This is a genomic window from Brevibacillus sp. FSL K6-2834 (assembly GCF_038592925.1).
GTDB lineage: Bacteria > Bacillota > Bacilli > Brevibacillales > Brevibacillaceae > Brevibacillus > Brevibacillus borstelensis.
This window is the reverse complement of sequence record NZ_CP151945.1, coordinates 2,051,554-2,071,114: the sequence shown is the minus strand read 5'-3', so window position 1 is coordinate 2,071,114 and position 19,561 is coordinate 2,051,554. Positions and strand designations below refer to the sequence as shown.

Below are 19,561 nucleotides of genomic sequence, written 5' to 3'. Positions count from 1 at the left end.
ATTATATACGCTCCCGCGGTACCACCCACATTGGTGAACAGACGGCACACCGATCATCGCTTTGCTTCACAGAAAGCAGAAGTCCTGATGCTTGCAATCATAAGCTCACCCGCTTGAAAAATCCGTATCGTGGATAGACGCTCCCCCTTACGCAACCGCTCCTACTGGACGGTCTTCAGGCAGAGTGCTTCGAGGCGAGTTCGGAAAGGGACGGGTTGACTTTCACCTGCCGTCAACTCTCTTTTGCCGTTTCACTTTCGTACTACTCCTCATCAACGCATTCCTTGTTTGTGGTTGTACTTTCGATTATAGACAATCAATGCCAATGCTGTCAATCTCGCGGACGGCAAGCCGAGAAAAACAAACGCTCACTCGTCTCTTGCGGTGGCTGGCCGCTAAAATCGGCCGTTATTTCCACATCGACAAAGCCGGTCTCCATCAGCCAGCGAGCAAGCTCATATGGCTGATACGCCCTCTGCTCATGCACTTCCTCGATACGTTCGTACAAGCCGTTTTCCTGCCGCAGAAAAAAGGTCAGTTCATGCGCTACCTCGAGCCGCAGCGGATCGCAGAAACATTGCCAAATGTACGAAACTTCCTCTTCGGCCAGAGTAAAGGTCTGGTCTCCAAAACCGTGCAGGATTTTGTATGGACTGTGCACGTCGAACAAAAAGGTCCCGCCTGGATGCAGATGCTCGAAGACGAGAGAAAATGTCCGTTTCACGTCCTCTTCTTCCGTCAAGTAGCTGAGCGAGTCGCAAAAGGACAAGACACTGTCTGTCTTGGGCAATGCCAGTTCGCGCATGTCCTGTTCGACCCATTTGACTTGGGCCTGCTCCCGCCTCATCTTGTCGTACGCTACTGCAAGCATGTCAGCAGACAGATCAACTCCTGTCACCTGATACCCTCTTTTTGCCAGGGGAATGGCGATGCTTCCGGTCCCGCAGCCGAGGTCAATGACTTGACGCGGCTTCCCTTTCCTGGTCCAGACACCCTCTGCCCAATCGAGCCACTGATCGTAAGGGGAGTCGGTCATCAGCCTGTCGTAGACAGCCGCCATTTGCCCGTACGCCATTTACCTCAGCCTTCCTCTCCAAATTGGACGATAGGGGCTTCGGCCCACAGCCGCTCGAGATTGTAAAACTCGCGGTCTTCGCGATGGAATACGTGGATGACGACATCCTCCAGGTCGACAAGCACCCAGCGTCCTTCGTCTGCTCCCTCAATGCCGCGTACCTTGTAACCGTTCTTGTGAGCCTGATCACGGATCTCGGAAACGATTGCTTGTACTTGCCGTTCATTGTTCCCGTGGCAAATCATGAAATAATCCGCAATGACGGACAGCTTGCTGATGTCCATGATGATCAGATTTTCCGCCTTCTTGTCCTCTGCCGCCTTTGCCACCAGTCTTGCCAGGGCTTCTACTGTTTTAACCATGAAACTCCTCCTTATGTATCCAGTCCGGATACGAGATCGTTATATGCCAACAGTGTCAATGGATACACCGTTTTTTTCTGCTGGATCAAATGTTGAATCGTACTGCCGAGAGCTTGCGCCAAAGCTTTATCCAGATCTTGCGACGCCAAGCTGCGAATCGTTTCAACACCGGGAAAGATTCGGTTTGGTTCTATATAGTCTGCCACACAAACGATTTTTTCTAACAGCGTCATCCCGACCCGGCCCGTTGTATGGTAGCGAACGGCCTGGATGATGTCCGGGTCGGAGACATTCATCTCCGTCTGGATGACGATTGCTCCGGCAAATGAATGCCACAGCTCCTTGTCCCCGTTCAAAAGGTCGGCGGGGAGATCGTGACGAATGAGAACGTCACGCATCCTTTCAACCGGCCAGCATTTGCAGTAGTCGTGCAAAAAACCCGCCAGTTCGGCTTTATCGGGGTCTGCCCCATACTGAAGCGCCAGCTGTCTGGCAGTTCCGGCCACGCCCAGCGTATGCTGATACCGCTTCTCGTGCATTTGGGCGCGGACTTGGCTGAGAAGCGCTTCCCGATCATTTAACCAACTCATATAGTCCGTACTCCTTTATATAACGCTCGACAGGCGGGGGTACGAGGTAACGAATGCTCTTGCCCCGGGCTGCTTTTTCCCGGATCAGTGTCGAAGACAAATCCCACGCCGGCATCTCCACCAAGGTCACAAAATCGCGATATTCACTTTCTATCAGCTCGGCCCCTGGACGCGAAAGGCCGATGAACCGCACCATTTTGACCAAGTCGTCTATCCGATACCATTGCCGAAGTGTTTTTACCATATCTCCGCCAATGATAAAAGAAAACTGGCAATCCGGATACATCTCAACGAGACTTCGCATCGTGTCGTAGGTATAGGATGGACCGCCACGTTTGAGCTCTATGTCGATTGCCCGAAAGGCAGGGTGATCCGCCACAGCAAGCTCTACCATCCGCAGCCGATCGCCGGCTGGGGTCAATCCTGCCCGTTCCTTGTGCGGCGGAATATGTGCCGGCATAAACCAGACCTCATCCAGCCCCGCTTGTTCCCTTGCTTGCTCAGCGGCCAGAAGGTGACCGGCATGGATGGGATCAAATGTGCCTCCCATGATTCCGATTTGGATTTTTGACTGTCCCATCGGTTATGGCAGTTTGATTGTTTTGTTCTCCCTGGACTCCTTGTACAGCACGACCGTATGGCCAATGAGCTGCACCAGCTCCGCTTCTGCTCCCGCCGCCAGAGCTTCGGCTACTTCATGCTTGTCGTCCAGATTGTTTTGCAGAATGGCCACCTTGATGAGTTCGCGGACCTCCAGCGCCTCTTTGATTTGATTCGTCATGTTTTCATTGACGCCGCCTTTGCCCACCTGAAAAATCGGGGTAAGGTGATGGGCTTGTGCCCGTAAAAACCGTTTTTGCTTGCCGGTCAGCATGTACATATCTCCTTTTGTGTATATCTGTTGTTCTTGAAGTGCGCTTTCTTTATTTTAACTCATTTGCAGACGCACGACTGATTCTTCCATCATTTATCTGTGCAGCGTGCTTCAGGTCGCTTTGCTTAGCTGCTGCAGGACAATTTCCCGCATCGTCTCAGTTGGAGCCGCTTCTCCTGTCCATAATTCGAAAGCGAGTGCGCCCTGATTGACAAACATGCCGATACCGGAATGAACCTGAGCGCCTCGGGAGCTCGCCGCTTTTAACAGACGCGTCTCCAGAGGGTTGTAGATCAGGTCGCTTACGATCAGTCCGGCATGGAGCCATTCCTCTTGCACCGGCATCTCATCCACTTGCGGATACATGCCGATGGACGTGGTGTTGATCAGCAGGCTCGCATCCTCAATGGCTTCCTTGCCTTCGGCCGGGTCGATGACAGCCGTAGGGACAATCGTTCCTACGTGTTCCGCCAAAAGCGTCGCCCTTTCGCGGGAACGGTTGATAATCCGGATCTCCTTCACCCCTCGCTCCGCCAGCGTAAAAGCGACTGCACGGGCAGCGCCGCCAGCTCCGAGCATGGTCACTGTCTGTTGTTCCAGCGTAATCCCTGTCGTTTCCACCAGTGAGCGTACGTACCCCAGACCATCTGTGTTGTAGCCGACCAAATAGCCATCGCGGTTTACTACTGTGTTCACGGCACCAATGCGCGCTGCAAGCGGATCGATTTCATCAAGCATGGGCATGATCGCCACCTTGTGCGGGATCGTCACATTTACACCCTTTATTCCAAGTGATCGAATCCCTGCCACCGCTTCAGACAGACGCTCGGGAGCCACATCAAAAGCCATGTATACATAGTCCAATCCCGCTTCTGCAAAAGCGGCGTTGTGCATGAGCGGCGATTGCGAATGCGAGACCGGATGACCGAACAAACCAACCAGATGTGTTTTGCTTGTTATCATGAAGCCGTTCCTTCCCCTCTGCTCTCTCTATCTAGCTTATGGCAAGACAGCCAAAACGCGTCAGATCAACGCTTTTCGCATGCCTACACTGACGCCCTTCGGAGCGTGTACGACGACGGATGCCTCTTCTTTACCCTGAAGGCTCACCCAGCCCAAACCCGAAATGACCAGGTCCGTTGTGCCCGTTGGACGAATTTTAAACGAATGTTTGACAAAAGCGGGCAGCTGTTCTGCGGCTTCACGGCCTGTCGGCGGAGCGAGCATTTCCCCGTGGTGCTTCTGAAACACTTCATCGGCATTCTCCAGCTTCGTGCGGTGGATGTATATATCGTTCGTTACATACACAACAAACGGCTGTCGCGTGCCGCGTACAAAATCAATCCGGGCCAAACCGCCGAGGAAGAGGGACTGGCCATCGTTTAATTGATACACTTTTGGATTGATTCGAGAGGTCGGCGTAATTTTCCGCAAGTCTTGCGGTGTCACCATATGGCCGATCTGATCCCGGTTGATAATTCCTGGCGTATCGAAAATAGAACGGCCGTCCTCCAATGGAATCTCAATCTTGTCCAGTGTCGTCCCCGGAAACGGTGATGTCGTAATTTCCAGATCAGCCGATCCGTAATCGTGCAGAATGCGGTTGATCAACGTGGATTTGCCGACATTCGTCACACCGACGATGTAGACGTCCCGTCCCTTGCGCAGTTCCCCGATACGTCCCAAAAGCTCATCGATGTGCAATCCTTTTTGGGCACTTACCAATACGACATCGGCCGGCCTGAGTCCGCGTTCCTTGGCTTCGTGCTGCATCCAGTTGCGGACGCGATTCAAATTGATATTTTGGGGCAAAAGATCCACTTTGTTGCCCACCAGCAATATCGGGTTGTTCCCGACAAAACGAGGCAATCCCCGCAGCCAGGAGCCATGGAAATCAAAAATGTCGACAACCATGACGACGAGACTTTGCGTCGATCCGATCCCATCCAGGATTCGGAGAAAATCGTCATCTCCCATTCCTACAGGAGCTACTTCATTATAATGTTTAATCCGGAAACAGCGTTGGCAAATCACTGTCTCGCGCTTGAGCGCGGAAGCAGGAGCGTATCCCGGCCGCTTTTGATCCTCTGTCTGGATCGCGATGCCGCATCCTGCACATGTCCCCAAGCTTTGCTCCATCATGCTTTTGTCTTCCACGAAATCATTCCCTTTCTACGCATCCAATAAAGAGCCATACGCTCCATCCTGCGGTTGAACCGCGTCCAAAAACCATCCGTCTGGGCTACCGGAACGACGAGGATCGTATGAAATCCAAGCCGGTTGCCGCCCAGCACATCGGTAAACAACTGATCACCGATGACGACCGTCTCCTGAATCTTTACGTTCATCTCGGCAATCGCTTGCATAAATGCCCGGTTGGTCGGTTTGCGGGCCGCAGAGATAAATCGCACACCCAGAGGCGTGCAAAACTTGTCTACCCTCTCGCGGTTATTATTGGATACAACGGTTACCTGAATCCCTTCATCGCGCAAACGCTTCAACCATTGTTCCACTTCCGGCGTTGCATACGGCCTGTCCCACTCCACCAGAGTGTTGTCCAGATCCGTAATGACAGCCTTGATTTTCTTCTCCCGCAGTTGATCTATATCAATATGGTGGATCGACTCCACGTACTGATCTGGCATCAGCTTTTCAAGAAACACGGGGCACCTCCAAGCAGTGTGTACGAGAACCGCGATTTCGGCACCTACTATACCATAATCAGCCACTCCCTTGCAAAAGAAAAAGAAGAGGCCCGCGGCCCCTTCTCGTTTTGCTGCTGCGAATTGGTCAAACCCGGTTGTTGCGCCGTTTTTTTGCAAGAATGGTGACATCGGCCTGATTCGCCGCCAAAGCATTTCCCGTACGTGATTTTGCTGTTGCCGCCTGCGTGATTTTGACAACAATGACGGTATTCTTGCCCACTTTGTACGAGTACGTCCTGACATTGTTCCGTTGCATAGGTAAGCACCTCCTTCAGGAATAGATGTACCGGTACGAATCTACTTCCTACTCCTTACAGAGGGCCATTCGCCGCTCCCTTGACCTTGATGTGGAAAATGCTTGCATCCGCCTGGTTAATCGCTGCTGCATTTCCGAATTGGGATTTGGCTTTTGCAGCTTGCGCGATGAAAACCTTGCTTTTCCCTTTTTTCGGCCACTTTCCGAAGTTATATGCCGCTTTTGCCATGTCTCGTACCCCCTTTCAATCAAAGGATGGTACATACTATGGCGAACCTGTCTGACCCGAAGCCACGTTTCTCCCCTATCATTCGCGTATTTTGCTAGAAACTCAGGCTCTCGTTTCTCTTTGTATCAACCGCTGTACCTGCTCTTTCGGCTCCCAGCATTGAAATTGATAGGTAGGTTTGGTCTCGTAGGTGAGTCGAGAGCATCGATAGACAATGCCGCCTGCTTCCTTTTCCACGCGAAAGTGAACGCAGGTGGCGCAGCAATGAAACCGGTTTACGCCTGTCATTTTGTATTCTCCTCTCGACTGAACCTCACCATTGCATATTCCATGAAAACAGGCTGAGTTGCTCGTACCTTTCTTCATCGGGCGATGCAAAATTGGAAAAACCGACGCCGACCAGCCGGACACCCGGGCTATAATCAAAGGCATCCAGGAGTTCTTCCAACAGATCTCTCCATGCTGCACCGTACTCTTTTTTCCGCTGCTTGCTTCTGATCGTAAAATCAGCAAACTTGATTTTCAGCGTGATCGTCCGGGGGATGACACCCTCATCTTGTATATCCTGCTCAACCTCCTGCAAAAGCGAGAAGGCTACCGAGGCGATCTCGTCACGCTGGTACAAATCATAGGCGAGTGTCGTCTCCCTGCTTAAAGACTTGGGCGAGCGCTCTGTTACGATTTCCCTGTCGTCCTCTCCGCGTGCTCGAAAATACAAAGCATGACCAAGTTTCCCCAGCATATTCACAGCTTCCTCCAAGGAAAGCCGCCAAAAATCCTCAACCGTGCGAATTTCTTTTTTCGCAAGAAGCTCCTGCGTTTTTTTACCGACACCGTGCAGTGTTCCGATCGGCAAATTCCGGAGAACATCAAGCGATTGCTCGGGACGAATCACCACGAATGCATCCGGCTTCTTCAGATCACTGGCAATTTTGGCGAGTGACATATTATAGGAAAGACCGACACTGCAAGTAAGACCGGTTTCCCGGAGAATCCGCCGTTTGATCTCCTTGGCGATCGGAACGGCATTTTCATATCCGGATACGTCGAGATACGCTTCGTCGAGCCCAACTGTCTGATAGCGGTCCGTAAAGGAGGAAAAGATGGCACGAATCTCTGCCGACTTCTCCACGTACCGCTCGTAGCGGACAGGCAGAAAAATCCCCTGAGGACATTTTTTCCGCGCCAATGCGACCGGCATCGCCGAACGAACACCATATTTTCTGGCTTCATAGCTGCACGTCGAGACAACTCCCCGATTGCTCATGCCGCCTACAATAACCGGCAGGCCGCGATATTCGGGCCTGTCGAGCTGTTCTACACTGGCAAAAAACGCATCGATATCGACATGTAAAATTTTTTTCATCGATATGACCACCAAACATACATTCTCATCCCTATTATCGCTGCTTCTTTGACCGGTTGCAAGCATGCGTTCCTTCCTGCCTTGCTCCCTTAATTGTCAGCGGTTCGGTGTTAACGGGAGTAGCTTTGCTCGATCCGAGTGGCTTTTACTCTATCCGAACGGCGTTCCCTCTATCCTGGCTACTATTCGTGTTGTTCATTATCGCTGTGATCGTTTACGGGATATTGTTCACAACCTGGAGCAGTTCCGTTACTGCAGGATTTCCTTTTCTCGCATAGGCAATCATTCCGTGCTTATCAATGATGTATACAATCCGTTGTTGGAATAAAAATCCGAGAACCTTTCCTACCCCGTATGCTTTTCGTATGGCATGGTCCCCGTCGGCAATCAAGGGAAAATCGTATCCGAACTTGCCTGAAAAAGCCCGGTGGCTCGTCAGGTCGGCCGGATTGATTCCGATAACAACCGCATCAGCCGCTTCCAGATCACTGTACCGATCGCGGATCGCGCATAGCTGCTTTGTGCAGACAGGCGTGTCATCTCCCGGATAAAAAATGAGGACTATTTTTTTCTTTCCGATAAACGTTTGAAGGTCGATCCGCCCCTTTGTGCTCTCGGCAGCAAACAAAGGCGCTTTCGTTCCGACTGTCAGCATCGCGACACCCCCACTCCAGTATACCAGACAAAAAGGACCGCCCCCCATAAAATGGGAGAGCGGTCCTTTTTTACAGCGATTGCATTTTCAATTGCTTGCATTTGCCCACAAAGGCTTCCGCTATTTTCAGCATATTGTCATCATGGGCCCACATCCGCTCTGGATGCCATTGCAGCCCTACATGCAGCCCGTCGAGGCTCTCGATAGCCTCAATCACCCCGTCAGCCGCGACTCCTGTCGCCCGAAACCCGGGAGCTACGTCTTTCACCGCCTGATGGTGGGAAGTATTGACGAGAATCTCTGTTTTGCCCAGCGCCTCTGCGACGACGCCTGGTTGCAGTGTCACTTTGTGCGCTCCGTATTGGCGGGAACCTTTTTGAGCGTGCTGGAACGCGCCCGGCACCTGACTCGGAATATCCTGTATCAAAGTTCCGCCTGCGGCCACATTGAGAATCTGCATGCCGCGGCAAATACCGAGGATAGGCTTTTTCATTTCCAGCGCCAGTCTGATCACTTCCAGCTCTGCCAGGTCCCTCTCGTACTCTACCTCACCCAAACCTTGCAACGGCTCTTCCCCGTACAAATGCGGTGCCGGATCATCTCCACCCGTCAGGATCAAACCGTCCAGCGATTCAATCATGGCCCGAAAAGGAGCATCCTTCACTGTCAAGAGCGGAAAAATGTACGGAACGCCGCCAGTACGGGCTACGCCGTCCACATATCCGGAGCCGACATAGAAATACTGATCAAGGTTGTTGTTTGGAAAGAACATCTTGGTACATGCCACGCCAATAATCGGTTGCACGAAAGTCACTCCCTGCTATTTCTTTTCATTCGATGCGTATTTGAAGTCGATGAAGCCCAATGCGTCAATGACGACATCTTTTACACTGTCCTGCTTTACCCATGTGTACGTGAAGTAGTAGATCGGCAAGGCGGGCATTTCATCCATTACAATGGCATCGGCCCTCTTCAGGCTCACGTTGCGTTTGGCTTCGTCTCCTTCTGTGGCGGACTTAGCCAGCATATCAAGGAACTCCTTGTGTTCCCATTTGGACGTGTTCAGACCGCCTTTGAACACTTCCAGGAAGTTGATCGGATCGTTAAAGTCGCCAATCCAGCTCGCCCGGCCGATATCGAAGTTGCCCGCTTTCATCTGTTCACGGTGAACCTTGTTCTCTTTGTTTACCAGCTTCACTTCGATGCCGAACGCTTTTCTCCACTGATCCTGAATAACCGTCGCAATGCGTTGGTTCACTTCTGTCGTATTGTAGGCGAGGGTCAACTCAGGCAGCTCGCTGATACCGAGCTCCTTCATGCCCTGTGCCAACAGTTCTTTTGCCTTTTCAACATCGTTGTCCTTAAAGTAGCCTTCCGGTTTGAAGGCCATCGTCGGAGGCAGGATGCCCAGGGCAGGCGTGCTCTTGTACGGAACGACGCTGTCGGCAATTTCCTGGCGGTTAACGGCGTAAGCGAACGCCTGACGAATGTGCTTGTTGTTGAACGGAGGCTTCGTCGTGTTGAAGATGTACCAGTACGTTCCAGCGGTCGCCTGCGACTGCATTTTGCCGGAGTCCTTCAAGGAATCGAGCGCGTCGAGCGGCAGGTCGCCCAGCGGAGAACCCGCCCAGTCGAGCTCGCCCTTTTCAAACATCGCCAGTTCGGTATTGGCGTCCTCGATCATGTTGACGGTCAGCTTGGACAGCTTCACACGATCTTTATCCCAATAGTTTTCATTTTTTTCCAATTCGATCAAAGATTTGTGCTCCCACTTCTTGAGGACGAACGGCCCATTCCCTATGTAGGTTTCAGGTTTTGCCGCCCAATCCTTGTTGCCCTCGACAACTTTTTTGTTTACAGGAAAGTAGGTGACGGAGGCCACAAGCTGCGGGAAAAACGGAGCCGGGTTTTCCAGGGTGACTACCAATGTTTTCTCATCCGCAGCTTTGACGCCAACATCCTCCGCTTTTGCCTTTTTGGCATTGTACGCCTCGCCGTTTTTCAGGTAGTACATCTGATAGGCGTAACCGGATGCTGTCTCGGGGTTGAGAACGCGCTTCCAGGCGTACTCGAAGTCATGGGCCGTCACAGGGTCGCCGTTGGACCATTTTGAATCACGCAGATGGAAGGTGTAGGTCAGGCCATCCGGGGAAACCTCGTATTTTTCCGCGACCGATTCCTTGATCTTGCCGTCTACGTCAAGACGAAGCAAACCGTCAAAAGCGGCGCGGGTAATCGACATGGAAGGAATGTCCTCAGCCAAGCCCGGATCGATTGTATTTGGTTCTCCCGTATTCAGGTTGATCCGCATCTCCTGTGGTGCTGCTGCTTGTTCTTGTGCTGCCGGTGTCTCCGCAGGCTTTTGTTCTGCAGGCTGACTCGCTTGTCCCCCACAGCCCGCAAAGGCCAGACTGCTTAGCATCACAAAACAGAGCGACATCTTTTGAAGCGCTTTCATGGAAAACCCCCTCTTGAAACTTTTTTTCTTGATTATACGATGCATGATTAAATAATATTATCTTACGAAAATTTTGTCTACAACTATGTAAAGTGATAAAGGAGCTGGTCATGATGTTAGCGTCATTGGAAAATGCTCTCAGCACATTGCTTGAGAAGAGTGGCGGGCAGTGGGGAATCTACCTCGAAGATTTACAGACAAACGAAATCTGGGGCAAGGGTCATGATGACCGCTTTTACGCCGCCAGCGTAATCAAAGTCCCGATCATGGCCGCTGTGTTTGCTGAAGCCTACGCAGGCAAGTTTGCTCTCGAAGACAAACTGACTCTCAGACAAGAGGATCAGGTCGGCGGAGCAGGCATTCTGCAGCATATGACGCCAGGCACAAAGTGGAGCATTTACGATCTGACAACCCTGATGATCATTCAGAGTGACAACACGGCAACCAATATGCTCATCGATCTTGTCGGGGCTGAGGCGATCCGTTCTGTCATGAACAAAACAGGAATGGTCAACAGCCAGTTTCACAACAAGCTGATGATCGTCCCTGCGGAGCTGGAAGGCTACAATGAGGTGACCGCGGCAGATCTTGGCAGCCACCTTCGCCATTTGGCTACAGGAAAAATCATCTCGTACAACAGTTGCCTCCACATGATCAACATCATGAAAAGACAGCAGCATCGCGACCGCATCCCCTATCACCTGCCTGATCCGGACGGCGATGTGATCGGCATGCTGCCGAAATGGGAGCTGGCCAATAAAACAGGGACAGTCACTCGAACGACTCATGACATCGGAGTGATGTACATCGGCAACCGGGCAGTGACGATCTGCTTGTTATCCAAAAATATCGAGACCGTCGCAGCCAATGACGTGATGGCGCAAATCGGCCGGATGGTATACGATCTGTATACGAAGTAGAAAAAAGGCCTGTCCGTTGTTTTGGACGGGCCTTGCTCATACAGTCGGGTCCTGTACGTTCGGGTCCCATACCTAGGGTCCATGCATTCGGTCCCTTATGAGCTCCATTCACCCGTTTGCACTGAAGTTCGCTGCCTTCCGCTTGACGATTGCAGTGACGATCGGAAGACCCATCAACACGATCCAAAGTGAATTGACTCCTGCAGGTACAACTGCCCAGTAAAAAATAGAGACATCCGGTTTCCCTGTCAGGATGTCCATTCCTGCAGCTCCGACGAGACCGATCAGATTGCCCGCGATTCCCCACAATGCCATCCAGACGTAATGGCTAAGCGAAACTTTTCCATTCCTCAGATCAAATTCCTTATGTAAATAGGCAAAGCCCGAGAACAGCCCGATGACGCCATTGCCAATAATCCAGCTCATCCACAATTGCCCGGAGAGAACATCTGACAGGAGAGTTCCCAAGGCACCGAACAGGAAGCCTGTCAGCGGGCCAAAGCAGGCTCCTATAATCGTAAGAATGACGATGGCCGGCCGCAAACTGCTGCCTGCTATCGGAATATAGTCGGTGATATAACTGAGGAAGCCGTAAAGTACAACTCCCATTCCGATTACTCTGACTTTTTCGCCCTTTCTTGCGGCGGCAGGACAGATGTCCATCTTGGTGGCTCCTTTTTGTAGTCTCTGGACATCCTCAACATAGCATCCGAAAGCCCCGCTGTCAAAACGGAATATTCTGGATATGCTTATTCTATATAGACAAAGGAAAAGGCGTCCTTCCTTTGCAGGAAAAACGCCTTAATGGGCATCGATGCTGTCTCTATTTGGAAAGGATCAGCTTGCTTACTTCGTACGCGCTGGAGAAAGACAGCTCGGACAATTGTCCTTGGCCTTCACACCAGTCACCCGCAAAAAACAGGTTGCGGTAATCTGGCAAGCTGATTGGCAGCGCCTCCTGGTTCATCGTCCACTTGATTTCCTGGACGACGGCACGGGTGGAAACGCGGGGCACCACGAGTTCCTCCCGCCAGCCTGGGAAGTGCTTGTCGTACAGTTGTTCAATCTCTTGCTTGCGCTGCTCGACGACTTCTTTCACGCCGACTTCGGACTGACGCAGATAGGCGGTCGCCTGCAGTAGCTGTCCGCCCTCTGGGACGCAGGTCTTGTCGTAATACGAAATATCCGTAATAAAAATGTTGTTTTGCTTGTCATAAATATAGGTGTAAGGGACATCGATACGCTGCTTGAGACCGATATCATACACGACGACAACCGTCGGCTCGTATGTTGCATACTGTGCGATAGCATGCTCCAGCTTTGTATCCTTAAACACCTTTGTCATTTCTTTTGGAGGGATGCAGCTGATGAATTCATCTCCGGTAAATTCAGCTTCCGGCGTGACAGCGGCAACCACTTTGTCATTTTCGACACGGAAGGATTCGACCTTTGTTTTGGTCATGATCGTGCCGTTGTTGGCTTCGATGACACGGACAAATTCCTCGATCAACGCCTGCCACCCGCCTCCGATGTAGGCAACCGGCTTATTCGTCGTAAAGATCCGACGATAGTAGGTGAAGAACACATCAGACGGAATTTTTTCCGGCTCACGGGTAAAGAAGTTGGAGGATGCCAATGTCAGCATCATTTCCTTTACTTCCTCACTTACATTTTGCTTCTCCATCCACTTCTGGATCGACAGGTGCGGGTGACCCGTCTCCATTTTCAACATGGTTTTCAAGATTTCAAAGGTAAACAGAACTTTGTCAAATCCCTTGACCAGCTTCGTACGGAACAATCCCTGCACATTTGCGGGAACCGCTGTCAAATCGTCCCCCAAATCATAACGGGCTTTATTCGGATTGAAATCCTGCCAATCAATGTTCAAACCCAATTCTTTTTCAAACGTTTTCAAAACCGATGTGTCACGCCCGTAAATGGCATGTGCACCGAAGTTAAAGTTAAAGCCTTTGATCTTCAGCGTGACGGCACGGCCGCCCAGGGCTCCGCGCTCGAGAAGCGCTACCTTTTTGCCCTTGGAAGACAGATAGGCTGCAGCAGAAAGACCGGCGAGCCCCCCGCCAACGATGACGACGTCATAGTGGTTCGTTGTCATAACAATCTCCCTTACATACTCACGATGTATGAAACCTCAATCATCCTATAGGATAAGGGATGTACAAGGTAGAAGTCAACCATAAATGAACTGTGTCTATTGTTATACTGATGATACCATTTTTTGGCTTTTCCGTTTCCCCTCGCTCTTCCTTCTGTTTCCTGTCAACCTATCTTAATTATGACCATAAAAGCATGACAATTACCCCTGCCTGCACTCATCGTTCCGTAGTGATCGACAGGGGTAAAAATTCAAGTTCTCGTCTCAGGAGCCTTGTTGTTCGTTTCTTCTCGTCATCTGCTGCCAAACTGTACCGCTCGCCGCTTCTCCGCGCTCGATGCGCTCAACAGCCATTTGAATTTGCAGACGAACCTCAAATTCCGGATCGTCCTGGGCCGCCCGCAGAGCTTCCAGCGCCGAGTCGTCGCCTACCTCGTACAGGAAACGGGCTGCACGCCAGCGTACGAGCTTGTTCGGGTCCTTCAGGGCTTCGCACATCGCTTCACTTGCTCTCGGGTCCCCCAGATCGGACAAAGTATCTCCTGCCGTCCTGCGAACAGATACAGAGGGGTCACGGAGCGCTTCGTAGAGCAAAGGAAACACCTCATCGCCTCCCACCATTCCCAGGTAGACGACTGCCAGCCGACGGATGGAGCCCTTTTCGTCATGAAGCGCCTTTCTCAGAACAGGCAAATCTTCGGCAGTCGGCTCCATGCGATCCAGCGCAGCATACCGCTTTTGCCAATCAGGATCATCGAGCATCTCCAGCGTGACGACTTTCTTGACCCGCTCGGGCTGGGGCGGGGCTTCTCCCACTCCAAGCTGCAGCGCCTGTTGAACAAGCTCTTCCACCCGTTCTGGCGGATACGCCGCATCCACCTCGCTGGCCACTTCTTCCCCGATCTCGCGCAAATCGCCGTAGCGAACGTCTTGCTCTACCCATTTGCGCTCCATGATTACATTCGGTGAAGCGGAACCCGCCTTCATGGCCGCCGCTCCGAATCGTTCGGGCAAGGCGGCGCGTATCTGCTCGGTTCCCATCGTTACTTTTACCTGCATGGGAATGCCGCGGAACATCTGGATGTACACCTGCGCTTCTCCCCACGCTTCCCCGGACTCTTCATTCGTCCAGGCTGGCATGGAGGTCTCCGCCCCCGCTCCGAAAACCTCCCGGGCATGGGTCAAAATTTGCTGCCAGTCTGCTTGCGATTTTCGTTCCAAGGCATAGAAATCAGCCGTATGAAAAATAGAGGTCACGCCTTCAATCGCCAGCAGCTGCTTCACCAATTCCGGCATTTGCGCCCCGGACTGCTTGTTGTATACCCGCTGAACGCCGTCAGGCAAGCGCTCGTCCACATTCAGCTTCATGACATTTGGACTGGGTGTCGGTTCTATCGACAACAGTTTCATGCCGAGTCACTCCTTTTGTTGCCTATTCTCTCGTACCGCTATGGTACCATGTCCGCGGCGTCCATGCCATTTTTGAAGTGCAGCGGGAACCTGTAGTAATCATTGGCCGATTTGACCCGGAATCCGCAAGACTCATAGAGAGACAGGGCATTGCTGTTTTCCGTGGCTACCTCCAGGATCATTTTGGGAAAGCCCTCGTCAGACAACAGGGCAATTGTTTTTGCCAACGCTTCTTTACCATACCCTTTTCGCTGATGATCAGGGTGAACGGCAAACCCGTAGATAAAGGCATGCTTCGGCTGACGGGAAACGCTAATCCTGCCAATCGGCTCGTTTTGGTCATGCGTGATCAAATAATTGGTCTGGGCAGGGTCTTGTCCCATATGCTCGAACATCTCTCTGGCGAGTGTCTCCTCCAACTGAAACCCTGCCATGCTAAGTTGAATCAAAATCTCCTTATCGTCTGGGGTTGAAGCCCTGAGCTGAATTCGCCCATCCTGTTTCGGCAATTCTTCGCCTGACTCCTCCCGCTCCATCCAATACTCGGAATACTCATACCGCGCAGCCACTTTCTCCATATACCCTTTTCCTGTTTTGGACCCGCGCTGGACAATAAACAACAGCTCTGGAATTTTGCGCAACCGGCATTCTTCTTCCATCAGCCGCTGCAAATGCCGGAATATCCCCTTTCCCCGGTAATCGGGGTGCACCATGCCGGTTGCCTCCGCTTCTCCCTGATGGAAAACGTGCAGCCCTCCGTATCCGACGAGCTTCCCGCGGTCATAGCAAAAAAAATCGTTGGTGTCGGTACCCGGACGCTTTTCCAGCATGTCGAAATTCAGCTTCAGATTGATCTGTTCGAAGCCATTGCAGACTGCTGCCAATCCCCGGATATGGTCCAATTCCTCGGCTGTCGGTTTTGCTTTGGTGACATATGTAAAGGCTGTCATTCATACTCTCCCTTTCGTTCCTAAAAATAGTGGCGCCGCAGCTCCTGCACGACCTCCTCCAGATTGTTTCCCACCTGAGGAATGCCATAGCCGACATAGAGCGGCGAAGCGACAAAGCGCGGGACAACCTTGACGATTATCTGCCCGTCCCATTGGTAAAAAAACAAATTGTAGCTTTGGCAGATGCGGTTTACGTGATGAAGGATCCAATGTGTCAAAATTTGGATATAGTCCGCCATCCTGTTTAAGCTTCCCGACTCAGACAAAATCACATTGTATTCAAAAAATCCCGCGCGCGGCTTCGTCGAGAGATTGCACGTAACCCCCGCATCCCGATCGATGACAATCCCCTCGAAATGCTCTCCCTCCACATCTTTCAGGTAATCGTAATGTTTCAACCCGACGATTTGCATATGCGGGTGGCGGATGCTCCCCCCGGAATAAGGGCCATGGTTTTTAAAAAACAGTACAGAGCGATAGGAGCCGCTCTCCGTCATCTCCAGCCATTTTTCCACGCCAAATGCAAACAGGTCATACAGGTGGTCCTTTTCATAGACGGACAGTTCGCTGTCACATTGACTCGTCTCGATCACCAGCGTTTGAGTGGCATCCTGCAAAACCGGGTATTTGTTTTTTAGCCAGATCATTTCTCCTCTTTGCTCCAGAATACCGTCCAGCTCATCCGGAAAGCAGAAGGGACAAGCCGCCTGCCGGTTCCTGATGTTCTCCGGCTTTTGTCGGCCGATGTGCATATCAAAATGCAGATGCGTCTGCGACATTTACTCGGGTCCTCCTTCAACGATTTGTCCTTCCTGAACAATTCCCTATCGAAAAAGTCCATTCCTTCTTTGCCGGACACTTGCCCTCACTCTACAAAAGTAATTAACTCACTCTACTCTATACGTATTCCAGGTGAGGACCACCGCGCATTCAACGGATAGTATGAAAAGGCAAGGACAACTGCAACTAAACGAAGAGGCCACACTCCAGAAGCGAGATCCAGCCAGACTAACCGAGACGCCCAAGCTTTCACTCACAGCACCTGCGGATACTTTCTTTATGCTCATTGATTTGCCGTAGCCGAACCAGCTTGCAATCTCATTCAGGGAGCAACCCCTTCAAAACAGAAAAAAGGATCACTTTCCCTCAAAAATGGGTGCAGTGATCTTTTTTTATCTCATTTTAATCCGTTACACTTACGGAAGTGACTTCGAAAAAGGAGTTGGCCGTTCATGGAGAAAGCGCAGTTCATGGAAAAATCGTTTTACTACCCGGTCAGTTGGCTCGAAGCCCAGCAGTATAAATATCAACTGGATCAAGAGGGGATTCCCTACTCGATACAGTCCCCGCTTGACCTTCCTGTGCTCGAGGAAGGCAAACTGGCAATTGTCTTTCCCTCCATTCCTCTGCGGGTTTACGTTTGGGTACGCTCATTGTTTTACCGGGATGGTCTCCGCTATCCAGACTTTTCGTGAAGGCATGGTTTGAGCATCCATACAGAAGCGTGACAGCCCGCCTTGATTTTTTTATGATAGTGGTATGCAGTAAAGGTGGTGAATCCTTTGAAAAGTATAAAACCCGGCCGCGGCCCTTCCGCCATGGGGGCAGCTGGAAGCATTTTCGCCGTAATCTTCGGTATATTTTGGACCATCATGGCATTTGTCATCACGCAGGACTCCCCTTTTCCCGTAGTAGGCATAATCTTCCCTGCCTTTGGCCTTTTATTTATCGGGATGGGAATCGCACAAGCCGTCTACCATTACAAAAACGCGACAGGCAAAGAGCGAATGTCCCTGTTTGACATTACGGATTCCAGAGAAGAAGGCGACCCGTTACACCGCCATTTCAGCTCTACATCCTCTGTATCGGAGCAGAATACTGGACGTTTTTGCCCCTACTGCGGAGAACCAGTCGAAGCCGAGTACCGCTTTTGTCCCAAATGCGGGAAAAGCATGCCTTCCTCCGGTTAATCTTTAGCCCTCTTCCTGATTCCCGAATAACCCCTCTTCCTTCTTGTCATTCTAAGGAAGAAGGAGGGAGCATCCATGGATTCTCACAAGACCCGTCCGGAAGTGGAGCCATCCGTCGCTCCGGGAATGAACACACATGATCAGTTGGAAGAAAAAGCATCTGAGCAGGAGGTAAACAGCGGCGACTCTACCACTGTTACCCGTCTCTTCCTCGACCGAACACCGGATGAATAGATGCGATATATGCTGGAATGCGACATGTTCGCCCATCAGATTTCGCTTCGCGATCTGCTGTGCTATAATGGATGCGGCGAAGTCTTGGCTCCCTCACGCAGGGAGCTATTTTTTTGAGGAATGGATGGTTTCCTCTCTTTTACAAAACAATTATAATGTAACGGATAACCTGTCTTCTTCGTCCTATAGTGACAACAGATTTTTCAACGACACAACTGGAGGGTAAGCATGAAGAAACTTCTGTCAATCCTACTGATAGCCGTGTTGCTGCAAGGCTGCACTTCTTCCAAAGAGACGCCTTCGACTGGCACACCGGCGCAACCCCCTGCCACAGAACAACCGGCACAGCAGCCTTCTGACTCCGTTCAACCGGAAACGCCGCAGCCTGGCACTTCGACTCAGCCAACAGACGATCAAGATAAAAATGACGAGACGTACAAAAACGATATTTTTCAAGTGGCCTCTGTAGAAAAAACGGGCGAAGACACCTTTACGATAAAAGGCAAGGCTCGCGTGTTCGAAGGCAACTTTCAATATGTAGTGGAGGACGGTCACAACGAGCTGACCAAAGGAAACGTCCAAACCTCGGCAGGGGCTCCTGAATGGGGAGATTTTGAATTCACAGTCAAGGTAAAAAAAGACCAACCCAATTCGACCTTGACTCTGGTTTTGTTTGAGTCCAGTCCCAAGGACGGAAGCCGGAGAATGGAATTGCCCATTGCCCTGCCCTAAAGAGATGACCGGATACGACATGATCTGACCCAATGAAACCCGCCGCGAAATCAACGGCGGGTTTTCGCTTACGTTTATCTATTTTTCCCGCTCACCGTGAAACCGTGTCCCTCACGGAAACCGTTGTGTTTTTCCGCGAAACGGCAACTTAATAGTTGCTCCCCTCTCCGGCATATACTAGCGTTGAGGAGTGTGATGATGTTGGAAAACAAATCCGTCTACTACGTAACCAGTTGGGATGATGCCGCTGTCTATACACGGGCATTGGAAGCCATGAATATTCCGCACGCTGTGGAATCTCCCGGCAGCCCGCTCGATCTCAGTGAAGGCCAGCTGGCGATTGTCTTGCCACATTTGCCTGCCAGGACCCATTCCAAGGTTCGCGAGCTGTTCCAGGGCGAGGGCGAGAGGTATCCGGATTAAGAAGATGACTGGTGTACTCATCGCCGCGGGCATCATCGGCTCATTTCTTTTGTCCGGTTATTTCATGACCAAATGGGAAAACGAGGTGTTCCCGGGCAATCAAGACACACAAGCAGACAACGAAGAAAAGTCCGTCAAATGACAGAAAGCATGGTCACATACGAGACTGCTTCGGACCGAAGTCCTTGCAGACGGCATGCGGACCATGCTTTCCTGTTTCTTGATATTGGCGCAGC

The 19,561-nt window shown here is 51.4% G+C and carries 27 protein-coding genes and 1 other annotated feature (1 of these 28 cut by a window edge); of the genes, 7 read left to right on the top strand and 20 right to left on the bottom strand.

Annotation, left to right across the window (positions count from 1 at the left end; translation table 11 throughout):
- Positions 1–285 (bottom strand) — a binding site (T-box leader); it reaches 15 nt to the left of the window's first position.
- 46 nt (positions 286–331) lie between these two features.
- The 15 genes from NST96_RS10205 to NST96_RS10135 all read right to left on the bottom strand — a co-directional run bounded on the left by NST96_RS10205 (position 332) and on the right by NST96_RS10135 (position 10,570).
- Positions 332–1,075 (bottom strand): class I SAM-dependent methyltransferase, encoded by a 744-nt coding sequence (locus tag NST96_RS10205; RefSeq protein ID WP_003390743.1) that lies wholly within the window; start codon positions 1,073–1,075, stop codon positions 332–334.
- A 5-nt stretch (positions 1,076–1,080) separates the two neighbouring features.
- The gene (gene rsfS / locus NST96_RS10200; RefSeq protein ID WP_003390745.1) at positions 1,081–1,437 is read right to left on the bottom strand and encodes a ribosome silencing factor; all 357 of its coding nucleotides are present in this window, start codon (positions 1,435–1,437) and stop codon (positions 1,081–1,083) included.
- 11 nt (positions 1,438–1,448) lie between these two features.
- The gene (gene yqeK / locus NST96_RS10195; RefSeq protein ID WP_039070556.1) at positions 1,449–2,027 is read right to left on the bottom strand and encodes a bis(5'-nucleosyl)-tetraphosphatase (symmetrical) YqeK; all 579 of its coding nucleotides are present in this window, start codon (positions 2,025–2,027) and stop codon (positions 1,449–1,451) included.
- Positions 2,011–2,607, bottom strand: a complete 597-nt coding sequence (locus tag NST96_RS10190) for a nicotinate-nucleotide adenylyltransferase (protein ID WP_122958856.1) — start codon at positions 2,605–2,607, stop codon at positions 2,011–2,013. The genes yqeK and NST96_RS10190 overlap by 17 nt, the downstream gene beginning before the upstream one ends.
- Positions 2,608–2,610: 3 nt before the next feature.
- Positions 2,611–2,901, bottom strand: coding sequence for a ribosome assembly RNA-binding protein YhbY (yhbY, locus tag NST96_RS10185; protein ID WP_003390752.1), 291 nt, complete (start codon positions 2,899–2,901; stop codon positions 2,611–2,613).
- Between the two features lie 111 nt (positions 2,902–3,012).
- Positions 3,013–3,864, bottom strand: coding sequence for a shikimate dehydrogenase (locus tag NST96_RS10180; RefSeq protein ID WP_003390754.1), 852 nt, complete (start codon positions 3,862–3,864; stop codon positions 3,013–3,015).
- A 60-nt stretch (positions 3,865–3,924) separates the two neighbouring features.
- A complete protein-coding gene (gene yqeH / locus NST96_RS10175) occupies positions 3,925–5,043 on the bottom strand; it encodes a ribosome biogenesis GTPase YqeH (RefSeq protein WP_003390756.1) in 1,119 nt (372 codons plus the stop codon).
- On the bottom strand, positions 5,040–5,564 hold the full coding sequence (locus NST96_RS10170) for a YqeG family HAD IIIA-type phosphatase (protein ID WP_003390758.1): 525 nt from the start codon (positions 5,562–5,564) through the stop codon (positions 5,040–5,042). The genes yqeH and NST96_RS10170 overlap by 4 nt, the downstream gene beginning before the upstream one ends.
- A 127-nt stretch (positions 5,565–5,691) precedes the next feature.
- Entirely contained in the window at positions 5,692–5,862 is a 171-nt protein-coding gene (locus NST96_RS10165; protein WP_003390760.1) for a hypothetical protein, read from the bottom strand.
- Positions 5,863–5,917: 55 nt separating this feature from the next.
- A complete protein-coding gene (locus NST96_RS10160) occupies positions 5,918–6,091 on the bottom strand; it encodes a hypothetical protein (protein ID WP_155808003.1) in 174 nt (57 codons plus the stop codon).
- Positions 6,092–6,193: 102 nt separating this feature from the next.
- Complete coding sequence (locus NST96_RS10155) at positions 6,194–6,379, bottom strand: hypothetical protein (protein ID WP_003390762.1); 186 nt, start codon at positions 6,377–6,379, stop codon at positions 6,194–6,196.
- Between the two features lie 25 nt (positions 6,380–6,404).
- Complete coding sequence (locus NST96_RS10150; protein WP_342406214.1) at positions 6,405–7,457, bottom strand: DNA polymerase IV; 1,053 nt, start codon at positions 7,455–7,457, stop codon at positions 6,405–6,407.
- 214 nt (positions 7,458–7,671) lie between these two features.
- Positions 7,672–8,112: a peroxiredoxin gene (locus tag NST96_RS10145; RefSeq protein WP_003390766.1), complete on the bottom strand. Its 441-nt coding sequence runs from the start codon at positions 8,110–8,112 to the stop codon at positions 7,672–7,674.
- A 70-nt stretch (positions 8,113–8,182) separates the two neighbouring features.
- Positions 8,183–8,917, bottom strand: a complete 735-nt coding sequence (locus NST96_RS10140) for a gamma-glutamyl-gamma-aminobutyrate hydrolase family protein (RefSeq protein WP_003390768.1) — start codon at positions 8,915–8,917, stop codon at positions 8,183–8,185.
- Between the two features lie 15 nt (positions 8,918–8,932).
- Positions 8,933–10,570, bottom strand: a complete 1,638-nt coding sequence (locus NST96_RS10135; protein WP_003390770.1) for a peptide ABC transporter substrate-binding protein — start codon at positions 10,568–10,570, stop codon at positions 8,933–8,935.
- 110 nt (positions 10,571–10,680) lie between these two features.
- Here NST96_RS10135 and NST96_RS10130 point away from each other — a divergent pair, with 110 nt between their 5' ends.
- Positions 10,681–11,490 carry a serine hydrolase gene (locus tag NST96_RS10130; protein WP_311067613.1) on the top strand — a complete coding sequence of 270 codons (810 nt, stop codon included), beginning with the start codon at positions 10,681–10,683 and terminating at the stop codon, positions 11,488–11,490.
- A gap of 108 nt (positions 11,491–11,598) precedes the next feature.
- Here NST96_RS10130 and NST96_RS10125 read toward each other — a convergent pair whose 3' ends face one another.
- The 5 genes from NST96_RS10125 to NST96_RS10105 all read right to left on the bottom strand — a co-directional run bounded on the left by NST96_RS10125 (position 11,599) and on the right by NST96_RS10105 (position 16,745).
- Positions 11,599–12,153, bottom strand: a complete 555-nt coding sequence (locus NST96_RS10125; protein ID WP_003390776.1) for an ECF transporter S component — start codon at positions 12,151–12,153, stop codon at positions 11,599–11,601.
- 160 nt (positions 12,154–12,313) lie between these two features.
- Entirely contained in the window at positions 12,314–13,636 is a 1,323-nt protein-coding gene (locus NST96_RS10120) for an NAD(P)/FAD-dependent oxidoreductase (RefSeq protein ID WP_227278458.1), read from the bottom strand.
- Positions 13,637–13,870: 234 nt separating this feature from the next.
- On the bottom strand, positions 13,871–15,016 hold the full coding sequence (locus NST96_RS10115; protein WP_003390780.1) for a virulence factor: 1,146 nt from the start codon (positions 15,014–15,016) through the stop codon (positions 13,871–13,873).
- A 38-nt stretch (positions 15,017–15,054) separates the two neighbouring features.
- Positions 15,055–15,966: a GNAT family N-acetyltransferase gene (locus tag NST96_RS10110; RefSeq protein WP_327969900.1), complete on the bottom strand. Its 912-nt coding sequence runs from the start codon at positions 15,964–15,966 to the stop codon at positions 15,055–15,057.
- 20 nt (positions 15,967–15,986) lie between these two features.
- Positions 15,987–16,745 (bottom strand): DUF4931 domain-containing protein, encoded by a 759-nt coding sequence (locus NST96_RS10105; protein ID WP_024983698.1) that lies wholly within the window; start codon positions 16,743–16,745, stop codon positions 15,987–15,989.
- A gap of 471 nt (positions 16,746–17,216) precedes the next feature.
- On the opposite strand from NST96_RS10105, the gene NST96_RS10100 reads away from it, so the two are divergent.
- From NST96_RS10100 to NST96_RS10075, 6 genes are all read left to right on the top strand, one after another.
- Positions 17,217–17,441 (top strand): hypothetical protein, encoded by a 225-nt coding sequence (locus tag NST96_RS10100; protein WP_024983697.1) that lies wholly within the window; start codon positions 17,217–17,219, stop codon positions 17,439–17,441.
- 87 nt (positions 17,442–17,528) lie between these two features.
- A complete protein-coding gene (locus NST96_RS10095) occupies positions 17,529–17,936 on the top strand; it encodes a zinc ribbon domain-containing protein (protein WP_003390787.1) in 408 nt (135 codons plus the stop codon).
- Positions 17,937–18,011: 75 nt separating this feature from the next.
- On the top strand, positions 18,012–18,170 hold the full coding sequence (locus tag NST96_RS10090; protein WP_003390789.1) for a hypothetical protein: 159 nt from the start codon (positions 18,012–18,014) through the stop codon (positions 18,168–18,170).
- 228 nt (positions 18,171–18,398) lie between these two features.
- Positions 18,399–18,902: a Gmad2 immunoglobulin-like domain-containing protein gene (locus NST96_RS10085; RefSeq protein WP_003390791.1), complete on the top strand. Its 504-nt coding sequence runs from the start codon at positions 18,399–18,401 to the stop codon at positions 18,900–18,902.
- A gap of 198 nt (positions 18,903–19,100) precedes the next feature.
- The gene (locus NST96_RS10080) at positions 19,101–19,325 is read left to right on the top strand and encodes a hypothetical protein (RefSeq protein WP_003390793.1); all 225 of its coding nucleotides are present in this window, start codon (positions 19,101–19,103) and stop codon (positions 19,323–19,325) included.
- A gap of 4 nt (positions 19,326–19,329) precedes the next feature.
- Positions 19,330–19,467, top strand: a complete 138-nt coding sequence (locus NST96_RS10075; RefSeq protein WP_161785207.1) for a hypothetical protein — start codon at positions 19,330–19,332, stop codon at positions 19,465–19,467.
- Positions 19,468–19,561 lie beyond the last annotated feature (94 nt).

Bases quoted from the DNA above. Each gene is read 5' to 3' on its own strand.
- NST96_RS10180 (WP_003390754.1), bottom strand. From the start codon at position 3,864: ATGATAACAAGCAAAACACATCTGGTTGGTTTGTTCGGTCATCCGGTC.
- yqeH (WP_003390756.1), bottom strand. From the start codon at position 5,043: ATGATGGAGCAAAGCTTGGGGACATGTGCAGGATGCGGCATCGCGATC.
- NST96_RS10085 (WP_003390791.1), top strand. From the start codon at position 18,399: ATGAAGAAACTTCTGTCAATCCTACTGATAGCCGTGTTGCTGCAAGGC.
- yhbY (WP_003390752.1), bottom strand. From the start codon at position 2,901: ATGCTGACCGGCAAGCAAAAACGGTTTTTACGGGCACAAGCCCATCAC.
- NST96_RS10135 (WP_003390770.1), bottom strand. From the start codon at position 10,570: ATGAAAGCGCTTCAAAAGATGTCGCTCTGTTTTGTGATGCTAAGCAGT.
- yqeK (WP_039070556.1), bottom strand. From the start codon at position 2,027: ATGAGTTGGTTAAATGATCGGGAAGCGCTTCTCAGCCAAGTCCGCGCC.
- NST96_RS10125 (WP_003390776.1), bottom strand. From the start codon at position 12,153: ATGGACATCTGTCCTGCCGCCGCAAGAAAGGGCGAAAAAGTCAGAGTA.
- NST96_RS10090 (WP_003390789.1), top strand. From the start codon at position 18,012: ATGGATTCTCACAAGACCCGTCCGGAAGTGGAGCCATCCGTCGCTCCG.
- NST96_RS10190 (WP_122958856.1), bottom strand. From the start codon at position 2,607: ATGGGACAGTCAAAAATCCAAATCGGAATCATGGGAGGCACATTTGAT.
- NST96_RS10150 (WP_342406214.1), bottom strand. From the start codon at position 7,457: ATGAAAAAAATTTTACATGTCGATATCGATGCGTTTTTTGCCAGTGTA.
- NST96_RS10130 (WP_311067613.1), top strand. From the start codon at position 10,681: ATGATGTTAGCGTCATTGGAAAATGCTCTCAGCACATTGCTTGAGAAG.
- rsfS (WP_003390745.1), bottom strand. From the start codon at position 1,437: ATGGTTAAAACAGTAGAAGCCCTGGCAAGACTGGTGGCAAAGGCGGCA.
- NST96_RS10160 (WP_155808003.1), bottom strand. From the start codon at position 6,091: ATGGCAAAAGCGGCATATAACTTCGGAAAGTGGCCGAAAAAAGGGAAA.
- NST96_RS10075 (WP_161785207.1), top strand. From the start codon at position 19,330: ATGACTGGTGTACTCATCGCCGCGGGCATCATCGGCTCATTTCTTTTG.
- NST96_RS10080 (WP_003390793.1), top strand. From the start codon at position 19,101: ATGTTGGAAAACAAATCCGTCTACTACGTAACCAGTTGGGATGATGCC.
- NST96_RS10165 (WP_003390760.1), bottom strand. From the start codon at position 5,862: ATGCAACGGAACAATGTCAGGACGTACTCGTACAAAGTGGGCAAGAAT.
- NST96_RS10145 (WP_003390766.1), bottom strand. From the start codon at position 8,112: ATGCTGACAGTCGGAACGAAAGCGCCTTTGTTTGCTGCCGAGAGCACA.
- NST96_RS10105 (WP_024983698.1), bottom strand. From the start codon at position 16,745: ATGTCGCAGACGCATCTGCATTTTGATATGCACATCGGCCGACAAAAG.
- NST96_RS10110 (WP_327969900.1), bottom strand. From the start codon at position 15,966: ATGACAGCCTTTACATATGTCACCAAAGCAAAACCGACAGCCGAGGAA.
- NST96_RS10155 (WP_003390762.1), bottom strand. From the start codon at position 6,379: ATGACAGGCGTAAACCGGTTTCATTGCTGCGCCACCTGCGTTCACTTT.
- NST96_RS10115 (WP_003390780.1), bottom strand. From the start codon at position 15,016: ATGAAACTGTTGTCGATAGAACCGACACCCAGTCCAAATGTCATGAAG.
- NST96_RS10205 (WP_003390743.1), bottom strand. From the start codon at position 1,075: ATGGCGTACGGGCAAATGGCGGCTGTCTACGACAGGCTGATGACCGAC.
- NST96_RS10100 (WP_024983697.1), top strand. From the start codon at position 17,217: ATGGAAAAATCGTTTTACTACCCGGTCAGTTGGCTCGAAGCCCAGCAG.